The following is a 13,421-nucleotide window of genomic DNA, read 5'->3' as shown; positions in this document are numbered from 1 at the left end:
ACCGGGTGGCGCTCATGCGCACGCTCGGCACTCCGCTCGCGGTGCTCGAGCGCGGGGAGGGCTGCTGGGTGTGGGACGTCGACGGCAGGCGCTACCTCGACTTCCTCGCCGGCATCGCCGTCAACTCGCTGGGCCACGCCCACCCCGTCGTCGTCGAGGCGGCGTCCCGGCAGGCCGCCGCGCTCGTGCACGTCTCCAACTACTTCGCCACGCCTCCGCAAATCGACCTCGCCGAGCGGCTCCGCCGCCTCACCGGCGCGGGCGACGGCGGCCGCGTGTACTTCGGCAACTCCGGCGCGGAGGCGATGGAGGCGGCGTTCAAGCTCGCCCGCCGCAACGGCGACGGCGGCCGGCACCGCATCCTGAGCCTCAAGAACTCGTTCCACGGCCGCACCATGGGGGCGCTCGCGCTCACCGGGAAGCCGACCATGCAGCAGCCGTTCGCGCCCATGGTGCCGGGTGTCGACCACATCGACTCCACTGTCGAGGCCCTCGAGGAGGAGCTGGACGACACGGTCGCGGCCGTGGTGCTCGAGCCCATCAAGGGCGAGGCGGGAGTGCTGCCGCTGCCGGATGGCTACCTGCGGGCCGCGCGCGAGCTGACCGAGCGCGTCGGTGCTCTCCTCATCGTCGACGAGATCCAGACCGGCGTCGGCCGCACGGGGAGTGGTTCGCCTACCAGCACGAGGGGATCACGCCGGATGCGGTCGCCATCGCCAAGGGGGTCGGCAGCGGCATGCCGATCGGCGCCCTGGTGACGTTCGGACGCGCGAGCGACCTCCTGCAGCGGGGCGACCACGGCAGCACGTTCGGCGGCAACCCGTTCGCGACGGCGGTCGCCGGCGCCGTCGTCGACGAGATCGAGCGGGCCGGGCTCGTGCAGAACGCGGCCCGCCGCGGCGTCGAGCTGCGCGACGCGATCCTCGGGATCGGCTCTCCGCTCGTCACCGAGGTGCGGGGCCGAGGCCTCATGGTCGGCGTCGGCGTGGCCGGCGGGCGAGCGTCTGAGGTCGCCGAGCGCGCACTCGCGAACGGCCTCATCCTCAACGCGCCGAACGAGGACAGCCTCCGGATCGTCCCTCCGCTCATCGTGGGCGACGAGGAGCTCGCCGAGTTCACCGAGCTCTTCTCCCGCACGCTGAACGACCTGGACGGAGCCCGATGACCCGCCACTTCCTGCGCGACGACGACCTGAGCCCGGACGAGCAGGCCACCATCCTCGACCTCGCGGTCGAGGTCAAGCGCGACCGGTTCGCGCAGAAGCCGCTCGCCGGGCCCCAGACGGTGGCCGTCATCTTCGACAAGTCCTCGACCAGGACCCGGGTGTCCTTCGCGGTCGGCATCGCCGATCTCGGCGGCAGCCCGCTCATCATCTCGACCGCCAACAGCCAGCTCGGCGGCAAGGAGTCGCCGAGCGACACCGCGCGGGTCCTCGAGCGCCAGGTCGCCGCCATCGTGTGGCGCACCTACGCCCAGGCCGGCCTCGAGGAGATGGCGGAGGGGACCACCGTGCCGGTCGTCAATGCGCTCTCCGACGACTTCCACCCTTGCCAGCTCCTCGCCGACCTGCTGACGATCCGCGAGCACCGGGGGACCCTGGCGGGCCTCACGGTCGCATTCCTCGGCGACGGAGCGAGCAACATGGCGCAGTCCTACCTGCTGGCGGGCGCGACGGCCGGCATGAACATCCGCATCGGGGCGCCGCTCGACTACGAGCCGGCAGAGAGCGTCGTCGCCGATGCCATCGCCATCGCCGAGCAGACGGGCGGATCCGTGGCAGTGCTCGCCGACCCCCTCGCCGCCGTCGGCGGTGCGGACGTCGTCGTCACAGACACCTGGGTGTCCATGGGGCGCGAGGACGAGAAGGCGGAGCGCATCCGCTCCCTGGGCGGGTACAAGGTGACGCCGGAGCTGATGGCGGCGGCCGCAGACGGCGCGCTGTTCCTGCACTGCCTCCCCGCCGACCGCGGCTACGAGGTGGACGCGTCGGTGATCGACGGTCCGCAGAGCGTCGTCTGGGACGAGGCGGAGAACCGCCTGCACGCCCAGAAGGCCCTGCTGGTCTGGCTGCTCCAGCAGCAGTGACGCCCCGCCGTCCTGGTCCGGCCGCTCCAGCGGCGGTGACGCCCCGCCCCTAGGGTGGAACGGGACACCGGAGGGCTGATGGCAGGCGAGAACGACGAACACGGCGGAGCAGCCGCGCAAGACGGCGGAGCCCGCGAGGGAGCGCTGTGGGGAGCGCGCTTCGCGTCCGGCCCGTCGCCGGAGCTCGAGGCGCTGAGCCGGTCCACCCACTTCGACTGGCAGCTCGCGGCGTACGACATCGCCGGGTCCCGGGCTCACGCCCGCGCGCTCGCGGCGGCCGGGTACCTGGACGCCGACGAGCTCCAGGCCATGCTCGGCGCGCTCGACCGCTTGGAGGCCGACGTCGCATCCGGGACCTTCGGCCCCGCTCCCGGTGACGAGGACGTCCACTCCGCGCTCGAGCGAGGGCTGATCGAGCGGGCGGGCCCCGAGATCGGCGGCAAGCTGCGCGCCGGCCGCAGCCGCAACGACCAGATCTCGACGCTCGTCCGGATGCTGCTCCGCGTGCACGCGCGCACCGTGTCGCACCTGCTGGTCGACCTCGTCGATGCGCTGGCCGCGCAGGCGGACCGGCACTTCGACGCGATCCTCCCCGGTCGCACGCATCTGCAGCACGCGCAGCCGGTCCTCCTGGCCCACCACCTGCTCGCGCACGCGTGGCCGCTGGTGCGCGACCTCGAGCGGCTTGCCGACTGGGGGAGGCGGGCGGACGCGTCCCCCTACGGCTCCGGAGCACTGGCCGGCAGCACGCTGGGGCTCGACGCGACCGCCGTCGCCGCCGAGCTCGGCTTCTCCCGGGTCGTCGAGAACTCCATCGACGGCACGGCCTCCCGCGACGTGGTGGCGGAGTTCGCCTATATCGCCGCGCAGATCGGCATCGACCTCTCCCGGCTCGCCGAGGAGATCATCCTCTGGAACACGCGCGAGTTCGGCTTCGTCACGCTGAGCGACGCATACTCCACCGGGTCGAGCATCATGCCGCAGAAGAAGAACCCGGACATCGCCGAGCTCGCCCGCGGCAAGGCCGGTCGGCTCATCGGCAACCTCACCGGGCTGCTCGCGACCCTCAAGGGCCTGCCGCTCGCCTACAACCGCGACCTCCAGGAGGACAAGGAGCCGGTCTTCGACTCCATCGCGACGCTCGAGGTGCTGCTCCCGGCCTTCACCGGGATGGTGGCGACCCTGCACTTCGACGTCGAGCGGATGGCGGCCCTCGCCCCGCAGGGATTCTCGCTCGCCACCGACGTCGCCGAGTGGCTGGTGAAGCGAGGCGTGCCGTTCCGCGAGGCGCATGAGATCACGGGAGCCATGGTGCGCGCCGCCGAGGTGCGGCAGGTCGGGCTGGAGGACATCGGCGACGACGAGCTGGTCGCGATCTCGCCGCATCTCGACCCCGAGGTGCGGTCGGTGCTCACGGTGGCGGGATCGGTTGCCAGCCGGGACAACGCGGGCGGCACCGCGCCGGACCGGGTGCGCGAGCAGCTCGCGGCGCTGACCGAGCGCGTCCGTACCCTCGCGGCGGACGCGCGATGAGGGCCGGACCCCGCGAGCGGCCGGAGCCGCGCTACCCGTGGCTAGTGCGGGTGATCGCGATCCTCGCCGCCCTCGTGGTGCTCGGCGCGATCGTGATCTCGGTCGTCAACGGGACCTTCTTCTGAGCGACAGTCCGCGGTCGCTCCTCGCCCAGCCCGCGGAGGTCGTGGCTCCGCTCCTGCTCGGCGGCATCCTTCGCTGCCGCGGCGCGGACGGCACCGTGTCGCTCCGGCTCACGGAGGTGGAGGCGTACTCCGGGGAGGGCGAGGACCCGGGATCCCACGCGCACCGCGGTCCCAGCAAGCGCAACGCGGTGATGTTCGGGCCGCCCGGGCACCTGTACACCTACTTCACCTACGGGATGCACGTGTGCGCCAACGTCGTGTGCCTGCCCGAGGGACGCGCTGCCGGGATCCTGTTCCGCGCGGGCGAGATCCTCGAGGGCGAGGAGCTGGCGCGCTCACGCCGGACGACCAGCCGCGCGCGGAAGGACCTCGCGCAGGGACCCGCCCGGCTCTGCGTCGCGCTCGGGATCGAGCTGGGCGACTACGGGCTCGACCTCTTCGATCCGGCGTCACGCGTCACGCTGCAGCTGCCCGAGGCGCCCCTCGGGGCGGAGCAGGTGGGAGTCGGCCCGCGGACGGGAATCGCCCAGCCGGGCGGCGCGGAGACGCCGTGGCGGTTCTGGGTGCTCGGTGACCCCACGGTGTCGCCGTACAAGGCCGCGGCACCCCGTCCGCCTCGCGGCTGATCCGGCTGGCGCGGGTGAAACCGCCATTCCGCGGGTGCACTGACACCCGCGCTGAGGCGGTTTCCCCGCGGTCGACCGGAGGCGTCGCGGTCAGGCGCGGGCCAGCACCGCGATACCGGCGCAGGCGGCCGCCCAGATGAGGCTCGCGAACGTGCCGATGATGAACCGCTCGCGGGGCGCGGCCGCGTCCAGCTCGGTGAAGCGGCCTACGCCCTTGATCGCGACGATCACGGCGAGCCCCTCCGGGAAGCCCGCAATGATGACCGCGGCGACGGCGAGGCGCTCCAGCAGCCCGATCGCCGTGCCGCCGCGCAGCACCTCGCTGCCGTCCTGGATGATGCCGCCGTGGTCGCCGTCGGCCACCGATCCGCGCGTGGCCATGCGGAGGGCCGTCGTGGCAGCGGGCCCGCCGCCGACGATCGCCGCGGCGAGAGCGAGCACTGTGATCAGCGCATCCACGGCGAATCCGGGGTCCCCGGCCGGCACGGCGGACAGGAGGAGCGCCGCCGCGACCGCTGCGACCGACGCGTAGACGAGGGGCGGAGTAGGCCGCCACCATGCGGCGACGCTGAGGCCCGCGGCGGCCGCGGCCGCCAGCACCAGGAGCACGACGTAGAGCACCGCGAGGACTGAGGGGATCATGAGGCTCCTGGAAGAGGGGCCGCCGAGTCGCTGACCCCGCGGTCGAGGTCTTCCAACAGTAGGACGAGAGCGGGGAGCGCGGCCTCCTCCACACGCCAGTGCGCCGCGGAGAGCCGGAGGCTCACGGCCTGCGGCGTGATGCCGAGGCGAGCCGCTGCGGACGCCTGGTTGTGTCCTTCCCGAAGAAGGTCGACCACCGCCCAGCCCTCCTCGGATCGGCGCGATCGGACGGTGAGCACGAGCTCGATCAGGGCGCGCACCTGGGTGTCGTCGAGGAGGCCGCGGGCCTCCGCCGCCAGCCAGAATCGGTGCGCCGCCTTCTTGGCCGCATCCACTGCGGCCCGGGCGGCGATGAAGGCCGGTCCCGATGCCTCCCGGACGGTGGTCGGCAGCGGCATCCGCACGGTCCCGACTCCCAGTCCCACGCTCCAATGACCGGTGCGGGCGAGCGCGAGGGCGGCATCGAGGGCCGTGGAGGCCGATGCCGTCATGGCCTGCAGCTCATCACCGGCGTTGCGGTCGGGGGCAGGACCAGCTCGTCGCCGTAGGCATCGAGAAGCCAGGCGAGCGCGCCCGCGACACGATCGGTATCGTGGCGGCTGTCGACCTGGTCGGCGGTGAGAACGAACACGACTCAAGCTTGGCGCATTGCGCTACGGTAGGTCAAGCTTGTAGGCATGATCATCAGGCTCGTAAGCTCCGGACCTTGTGGGCGCGGATTGCTAGCGTAAAGGCGTGTCCGCCGACCTCAGCTCGCAGTCCAATGACCCGTCCTTCCCGTCCGTCTGGGACGAGCTCCTCTGGCGCGGCCTCGTCGCGGTGTCCACCGATCAGGACGAGCTCCGCACCCTTCTGGCGGGCCCGCCGATCGCGTTCTACTGCGGCTTCGACCCCACGGCGCCGAGCCTGCATCTCGGGAACCTCGTGCAGCTGCTGACCATGCGCCGGCTCCAGCTCGCCGGGCACTCGGCCATCGGCCTGGTGGGCGGGTCCACGGGGCTCGTCGGCGATCCGCGGCCGAGCGCCGAGCGCACGCTGAACACCAAGGAGACCGTCGCCGAGTGGGTCGGCTACCTTCGGGCCCAGATCCAGCGCTTCCTGGCCTTCGACGGGGACAATCCCGCCCGGATGGTCAACAACCTGGACTGGACCGCGCCGATGTCGGCGATCGACTTCCTCCGCGACATCGGGAAGCACTACCGGGTGGGCACCATGCTGAAGAAGGAAGCCGTCAGCGCCCGGCTCAACTCCGACGCGGGGATCAGCTACACGGAGTTCAGCTACCAGATCCTGCAGGGACTCGACTTCCTCGAGCTCTACCGCACCTACGGCTGCGTGCTGCAGACCGGTGGCAGCGACCAGTGGGGCAACCTCACGAGCGGCACGGATCTCATCCACCGCGTGGAGGGCGCCTCCGCCCACGCGATCGGCACCCCGCTCATCACGAACTCGGACGGCACCAAGTTCGGGAAGAGCGAGGGCAACGCGATCTGGCTGGATCCGCTGCTCACGAGCCCGTACGCCATGTACCAGTTCTGGCTCAACACCGACGACGCGGATGTGATCGAGCGACTGAAGATCTTCACGTTCCTGACGCGCGAGGAGATCGAGCGTCTCGAGCGCGCCGTCGCCGACGAGCCCTTCCGCCGGGAGGCGCAGCGACGGCTGGCGCGTGAGGTGACTGCCCTGGTCCACGGGGAGGAGGCGGCGGACGCCGTGATCGCCGCGTCCGAGGCGCTGTTCGGTCAGGGTGACCTGTCCGCCCTCGATCCCGCGGTGCTGGCGGGCGCGCTGCGGGAGATCCCGAACACCACGACGCTCGGCTCGACGACCGTGGCGCAGGCGCTCGTCGACACCGGACTCTGCAGCAGCCTGAGCGAGGCCCGCCGGGCCATCGCCCAGGGCGGCGTCCACCTCAACAACGTCAAGGTCGCCACCGACTCCGCCGCGGTGGGGGAGAACGCGCTGCCCGGGGGAGTGGCGGTGCTGCGGCGGGGAAGCGCACGCTCGCGGGCGTCTTCCTCGAGACAGCCTGACCAGGGGATATCCGCGGCGGAGAAGCGCTGAACCCATGCCGGGCAGCGGGTCCAGTGACCCGCGACCGGCGTGCGGTCGAAGATGCGAATCCCGATGACACGCCCGGGTTTCGGGAAAGTTGCGGAGCCCGAAACAGGAACGTAATGTTGTTCCACGTCGCCCCAAAGGTGCGGGAGAGCCGAAGAGCTCCCCGGCCTCAAGCGGGACACAACCCCCACAACGCTCCGGCTCTGGAAGCCTCTTCTGAGGCGTGCCGATCGGGCTGGGAGGGGAACTTCGAGAGAAGCAGCCGGTTTGACCGGCGCGGATTGAGAAGGTAAGTTGGACAAGTTGCCCACGGGCCGAAGCCGCGAGGCGGAGGACGTAAGGCGTCCGATCCTTGAGAACTCAACAGCGTGCACTAAGTCAATGCCAAATTATCCTCGTCATCCTGCTTCGGTGGGGTGTTGAGAATTCCTTTGGATTAAATGAATTGTCAGTAGACAGTTCTTTAGTCAGAATCAACTCGCTCGTGTCGCCCTATTCCGGGTGGCCGGGTACATGGTTTGTCAGCCGGTTCGCTGGTTGGCTATCAGACATCTACGGAGAGTTTGATCCTGGCTCAGGACGAACGCTGGCGGCGTGCTTAACACATGCAAGTCGAACGGATCAAGGGAGTTTGCTTCCTTGGTTAGTGGCGAACGGGTGAGTAACACGTGAGCAATCTGCCCTTGACTCTGGGATAACTGCGGGAAACTGTAGCTAATACCGGATACGACGCGCGAAGGCATCTTCTGCGCGTGGAAAGAATTTCGGTCAGGGATGAGCTCGCGGCCTATCAGCTTGTTGGTGAGGTAATGGCTCACCAAGGCGACGACGGGTAGCCGGCCTGAGAGGGTGACCGGCCACACTGGGACTGAGACACGGCCCAGACTCCTACGGGAGGCAGCAGTGGGGAATATTGCACAATGGGCGAAAGCCTGATGCAGCAACGCCGCGTGAGGGACGACGGCCTTCGGGTTGTAAACCTCTTTTGTCAGGGAAGAAGCGAAAGTGACGGTACCTGAAGAAAAAGCACCGGCTAACTACGTGCCAGCAGCCGCGGTAATACGTAGGGTGCAAGCGTTGTCCGGAATTATTGGGCGTAAAGAGCTCGTAGGCGGTTTGTCGCGTCTGCTGTGAAAACGCGAGGCTCAACCTCGCGCCTGCAGTGGGTACGGGCAGACTAGAGTGCGGTAGGGGAGATTGGAATTCCTGGTGTAGCGGTGGAATGCGCAGATATCAGGAGGAACACCGATGGCGAAGGCAGATCTCTGGGCCGTAACTGACGCTGAGGAGCGAAAGCGTGGGGAGCGAACAGGATTAGATACCCTGGTAGTCCACGCCGTAAACGTTGGGAACTAGATGTGGGGTCCATTCCACGGATTCCGTGTCGCAGCTAACGCATTAAGTTCCCCGCCTGGGGAGTACGGCCGCAAGGCTAAAACTCAAAGGAATTGACGGGGGCCCGCACAAGCGGCGGAGCATGCGGATTAATTCGATGCAACGCGAAGAACCTTACCAAGGCTTGACATACACCGGAAACGGCTGGAAACAGTCGCCCCGCAAGGTCGGTGTACAGGTGGTGCATGGTTGTCGTCAGCTCGTGTCGTGAGATGTTGGGTTAAGTCCCGCAACGAGCGCAACCCTCGTTCTATGTTGCCAGCGGGTTATGCCGGGAACTCATAGGAGACTGCCGGGGTCAACTCGGAGGAAGGTGGGGATGACGTCAAATCATCATGCCCCTTATGTCTTGGGCTTCACGCATGCTACAATGGCCGGTACAAAGGGCTGCAATACCGTAAGGTGGAGCGAATCCCAAAAAGCCGGTCTCAGTTCGGATTGAGGTCTGCAACTCGACCTCATGAAGTCGGAGTCGCTAGTAATCGCAGATCAGCAACGCTGCGGTGAATACGTTCTCGGGCCTTGTACACACCGCCCGTCAAGTCATGAAAGTCGGTAACACCCGAAGCCAGTGGCCCAACCGCAAGGAGGGAGCTGTCGAAGGTGGGATCGGTGATTAGGACTAAGTCGTAACAAGGTAGCCGTACCGGAAGGTGCGGCTGGATCACCTCCTTTCTAAGGAGCTTCTGGATGCTTCGGCATCCCAGAGCCACTACGCAGGCATACGTTCTGCGGTGGTTTGCTCAAGGGTGGAACATTGACTTTGGTCGTCGGTTGAATGCCGGCAGTCAGTACGGTCGCAGCTCTTCGGAGCGCCTGACCTGGAACGCTGCTGAGAGGATGCCGGCGACATGCACGCTGTTGGGTCCTGAGGGACCGGGCCTCGCTGCTGCTCGAGAGAGTGGTGGGCGGGAACGGACCTCCGGACCTCGACGTGTTTCCCCAATGGGGGAGCGCGCGGGGTACCGCCCGTACTTTGAGAACTACACAGTGGACGCGAGCATCTTAGATTCCGATCTTTCGGGATCGGGATCACAAAGACGACGCATCTTCAGATGCGTCTTCATTGGTCAATTTCTTTCAGCCGGTTCCTTCGGGGGCTGGTTGTGAGCAATCGATTCATACTCATGTGGTCAAGTTTCTAAGAGCAAACGGTGGATGCCTTGGCATCTGGAGCCGAAGAAGGACGTAGTAATCTGCGATAAGCCTCGGGGAGCTGATAAACGAGCTTTGATCCGAGGATCTCCGAATGGGGAAACCCCGCCGGGCGCAGCAATGCGACCCGGTGACTCCCGCCTGAATATATAGGGCGGGTAGAGGGAACGTGGGGAAGTGAAACATCTCAGTACCCACAGGAAGAGAAAGCAACCGCGATTCCGTTAGTAGTGGCGAGCGAAACCGGAACAGGCCAAACCGATCGTGTGTGATAGCCGGCAGGCGTTGCACGATCGGGGTTGTGGGACTCTCACGCTGATCTGCCGATCAGCACAAGTTACAACGCGATATAGACGAATGGCATTGAATGGCCAATCACAGAGGGTGGCAATCCCGTAGTCGAAATGTCGCAATGGCTTGGAGATCATCCCAAGTAGCACGGGGCCCGAGAAATCCCGTGTGAATCTGGCAGGACCACCTGCTAAGCCTAAATACTCCCAGATGACCGATAGCGGACAAGTACCGTGAGGGAAAGGTGAAAAGTACCCCGGGAGGGGAGTGAAATAGTACCTGAAACCGTTTGCTTACAAACCGTTGGAGCCAGCTTGTACTGGTGACAGCGTGCCTTTTGAAGAATGAGCCTGCGAGTTAGTGATACGTGGCGAGGTTAACCCGAGAGGGGAAGCCGTAGCGAAAGCGAGTCCGAATAGGGCGATTCAGTCGCGTGTTCTAGACCCGAAGCGAAGTGATCTACCCATGGCCAGGTTGAAGCGACGGTAAGACGTCGTGGAGGACCGAACCCACTTCAGTTGAAAATGGAGGGGATGAGCTGTGGGTAGGGGTGAAAGGCCAATCAAACTTCGTGATAGCTGGTTCTCTCCGAAATGCATTTAGGTGCAGCGTTGCGTGTTTCTTGCCGGAGGTAGAGCTACTGGATGGCCGATGGGCCCTACAAGGTTACTGACGTCAGCCAAACTCCGAATGCCGGTAAGTGAGAGCGCAGCAGTGAGACGGTGGGGGATAAGCTTCATCGTCGAGAGGGAAACAACCCAGACCACCGACTAAGGCCCCCAAGCGTGTGCTAAGTGGGAAAGGATGTGGAGTTGCATAGACAACCAGGAGGTTGGCTTAGAAGCAGCCACCCTTGAAAGAGTGCGTAATAGCTCACTGGTCAAGTGATTCCGCGCCGACAATGTAACGGGGCTCAAGCACACCGCCGAAGTCGTGGGATTCGCATCATTGGTTAGCCTTCGTGGTTCAGCCGTGCGGATCGGTAGGAGAGCGTCGTGTGGCGAGCGAAGCGGCGGAGTAATCCAGCCGTGGACGCCACACGAGTGAGAATGCAGGCATGAGTAGCGAAAGACGGGTGAGAAACCCGTCCTCCGAAAGACCAAGGGTTCCAGGGCCAGGCTAATCCGCCCTGGGTAAGTCGGGACCTAAGGCGAGGCCGACAGGCGTAGTCGATGGACAACGGGTTGATATTCCCGTACCGGCGAAGAACCGCCAATGCCAATCCGGTAATGCTAAGAGTCCGAAGCCGTGGTGAAGCCCTTCGGGGTGAAGCCGCGGTGGAGCACTCGAACCGAACTGGGGCGGCAAGCGTATTAACAGGTGTGACGCAGGAAGGTAGCTGAGCCGGGCGATGGTTGTCCCGGTGTAAGGACGTAGGGCGAGGGATAGGCAAATCCGTTCCTCACATAGCCTGAGATCCGATGCGTAGCCCGATTGGGCGAAATCAGTGATCCTATGCTGCCAAGAAAAGCATCGACGCGAGGTTCAAGCCGCCCGTACCCCAAACCGACTCAGGTGGTCAGGTAGAGAATACCAAGGAGATCGAGAGAATCGTGGTTAAGGAACTCGGCAAAATGCCCCCGTAACTTCGGGAGAAGGGGGCCTGAGGCGTGAACGGACTTGCTCCGGAAGCGCTGTATGGCCGCAGAGACCAGTGGGAAGCGACTGTTTACTAAAAACACAGGTCCGTGCCAAGTCGCAAGACGATGTATACGGACTGACGCCTGCCCGGTGCTGGAAGGTTAAGAGGAGCGGTTAGCCGCAAGGCGAAGCTGCGAATTTAAGCCCCAGTAAACGGCGGTGGTAACTATAACCATCCTAAGGTAGCGAAATTCCTTGTCGGGTAAGTTCCGACCTGCACGAATGGCGTAACGACTTCCCAGCTGTCTCAACCGCGAACTCGGCGAAATTGCACTACGAGTAAAGATGCTCGTTACGCGCAGCAGGACGGAAAGACCCCGTGACCTTTACTATAGTTTGGTATTGGTGTTCGGAGTGGCTTGTGTAGGATAGGTGGGAGACTTTGAAGCTCGGACGCTAGTTCGGGTGGAGTCATTGTTGAAATACCACTCTGGTCACTTTGGATGTCTAACTTAGAACCGTGATCCGGTTCAGGGACAGTGCCTGATGGGTAGTTTAACTGGGGCGGTTGCCTCCCAAAATGTAACGGAGGCGCCCAAAGGTTCCCTCAACCTGGTTGGCAATCAGGTGTCGAGTGTAAGTGCACAAGGGAGCTTGACTGTGAGACTGACAAGTCGAGCAGGGACGAAAGTCGGGACTAGTGATCCGGCAGTGGCTTGTGGAAGCGCTGTCGCTCAACGGATAAAAGGTACCTCGGGGATAACAGGCTGATCTTGCCCAAGAGTCCATATCGACGGCATGGTTTGGCACCTCGATGTCGGCTCGTCGCATCCTGGGGCTGGAGTAGGTCCCAAGGGTTGGGCTGTTCGCCCATTAAAGCGGTACGCGAGCTGGGTTTAGAACGTCGTGAGACAGTTCGGTCCCTATCCGCTGCGCGCGCAGGAAATTTGAGAAGATCTATCCCTAGTACGAGAGGACCGGGATGGACGAACCTCTGGTGTGTCAGTTGTTCTGCCAAGGGCACCGCTGATTAGCTACGTTCGGAACGGATAACCGCTGAAAGCATCTAAGCGGGAAGCCGGCTTCAAGATGAGATTTCCATCCCTTCGGGGGAGAGGCTCCCAGTAGACGACTGGGTTGATAGGCCGGATGTGGAAGCAGGGACTAAAGACCTGTGCAGCTGACCGGTACTAATAAGCCAACAACTTGACAACACACTCTCTTCGAGAGAGTAATGCGTATGAATCGCACGACTGTTGCTCGCGTCCACTTTGTGGTTCCCGATGTACGGGACACCGCAGCACCATCTCGGTGGTTGAGGAGCGCCCCTCGGGGCGCGTCTCGAAACCAGAGATGGGCTAGAACTTCTGAAACATCGACAGTGTTTCGGCGGCCATAGCGAGAGGGAAACGCCCGGTCACATTCCGAACCCGGAAGCTAAGACTCTCAGCGCCGATGGTACTGCAGGGGGACCCTGTGGGAGAGTAGGACACCGCCGGACTCCTTTTACAGCAAAGGGCCGCCCCACTTGGGGCGGCCCTTTCGCCGTTAACCCACCGCCCGCATGACCCCCTCAACCGATGATTGAGGAGCGCCGCAGGCGCGTCTCGAAATCAGGCCGCCGCCACCTCGAGAGGGAGGTGACACATCCGAGCCGACATCGCCGGAGCCGGACCCTCCCAGTCGACGAGTGCGATGGGCCGGCTCTCCGCTCTCTGCGAACGCATCGCCGAGGGGCAGCTGCAGGGAACTCGAGGCGCTTACGCCGGGGAGGACGCTTTCACCGCCCGGTGATCCCGACTCCCGGCGGACATCCCACCGGAACCGCACTGCGGCACCAGCATTGGAGCAGCCGCAGGCGATCGTGCAGGAGAAGCCGCCGCCGGCATCACTCCCAGCACGTGGACCCGCCTCAGGCGCCCGC

General features: G+C 65.1%; 7 protein-coding genes, 3 rRNA genes and 2 pseudogenes. 9 read left to right on the top strand and 3 right to left on the bottom strand.

The window, feature by feature from the left end:
- The first annotated feature begins 14 nt into the window (after positions 1–14).
- From QUE51_RS16630 to QUE51_RS16610, 5 genes and pseudogenes are all read left to right on the top strand, one after another.
- Positions 15–1,165, top strand: a pseudogene (locus QUE51_RS16630) (acetylornithine transaminase).
- Entirely contained in the window at positions 1,162–2,085 is a 924-nt protein-coding gene (gene argF, locus QUE51_RS16625) for an ornithine carbamoyltransferase (RefSeq protein WP_286277442.1), read from the top strand. The pseudogene QUE51_RS16630 and the gene argF overlap by 4 nt, the downstream one beginning before the upstream one ends.
- A 78-nt stretch (positions 2,086–2,163) precedes the next feature.
- Positions 2,164–3,618 (top strand): argininosuccinate lyase, encoded by a 1,455-nt coding sequence (gene argH / locus QUE51_RS16620; protein WP_286277441.1) that lies wholly within the window; start codon positions 2,164–2,166, stop codon positions 3,616–3,618.
- Positions 3,615–3,743, top strand: coding sequence for a hypothetical protein (locus QUE51_RS16615; RefSeq protein ID WP_286279485.1), 129 nt, complete (start codon positions 3,615–3,617; stop codon positions 3,741–3,743). The genes argH and QUE51_RS16615 overlap by 4 nt, the downstream gene beginning before the upstream one ends.
- Positions 3,740–4,369 (top strand): DNA-3-methyladenine glycosylase, encoded by a 630-nt coding sequence (locus tag QUE51_RS16610; protein WP_286279446.1) that lies wholly within the window; start codon positions 3,740–3,742, stop codon positions 4,367–4,369. Before QUE51_RS16615 ends, QUE51_RS16610 begins: the two co-directional genes overlap by 4 nt.
- Positions 4,370–4,459: 90 nt before the next feature.
- Here QUE51_RS16610 and QUE51_RS16605 read toward each other — a convergent pair whose 3' ends face one another.
- Genes QUE51_RS16605 through QUE51_RS16595 form a run of 3 tightly spaced genes read right to left on the bottom strand, consistent with a single transcriptional unit; the run spans position 4,460 to position 5,642 of the window.
- Positions 4,460–5,011 carry a hypothetical protein gene (locus QUE51_RS16605; protein ID WP_286277440.1) on the bottom strand — a complete coding sequence of 184 codons (552 nt, stop codon included), beginning with the start codon at positions 5,009–5,011 and terminating at the stop codon, positions 4,460–4,462.
- Entirely contained in the window at positions 5,008–5,502 is a 495-nt protein-coding gene (locus QUE51_RS16600) for a DNA-binding protein (RefSeq protein ID WP_286277439.1), read from the bottom strand. Before QUE51_RS16600 ends, QUE51_RS16605 begins: the two co-directional genes overlap by 4 nt.
- The gene (locus tag QUE51_RS16595; RefSeq protein ID WP_286277438.1) at positions 5,499–5,642 is read right to left on the bottom strand and encodes a hypothetical protein; all 144 of its coding nucleotides are present in this window, start codon (positions 5,640–5,642) and stop codon (positions 5,499–5,501) included. The genes QUE51_RS16600 and QUE51_RS16595 overlap by 4 nt, the downstream gene beginning before the upstream one ends.
- A 104-nt stretch (positions 5,643–5,746) precedes the next feature.
- Here QUE51_RS16595 and tyrS point away from each other — a divergent pair.
- The 4 genes and pseudogenes from tyrS to rrf all read left to right on the top strand — a co-directional run bounded on the left by tyrS (position 5,747) and on the right by rrf (position 12,998).
- Positions 5,747–7,047: pseudogene (gene tyrS / locus QUE51_RS16590) on the top strand (tyrosine--tRNA ligase).
- Positions 7,048–7,626: 579 nt separating this feature from the next.
- Positions 7,627–9,145: ribosomal RNA gene (locus QUE51_RS16585) — 16S ribosomal RNA — on the top strand.
- A 456-nt stretch (positions 9,146–9,601) separates the two neighbouring features.
- Positions 9,602–12,711 (top strand): 23S ribosomal RNA (locus QUE51_RS16580).
- Between the two features lie 171 nt (positions 12,712–12,882).
- Positions 12,883–12,998: ribosomal RNA gene (rrf, locus tag QUE51_RS16575) — 5S ribosomal RNA — on the top strand.
- The 16S, 23S and 5S rRNA genes sit together here, the layout of an rRNA operon.
- Positions 12,999–13,421 lie beyond the last annotated feature (423 nt).

It is taken from the genome of Naasia aerilata (genome assembly GCF_030296595.1).
Taxonomy (GTDB): domain Bacteria; phylum Actinomycetota; class Actinomycetes; order Actinomycetales; family Microbacteriaceae; genus Naasia; species Naasia aerilata.
Note: the sequence above shows the minus strand (reverse complement) of the source record. Positions and strands in the feature narration are given on the sequence as shown.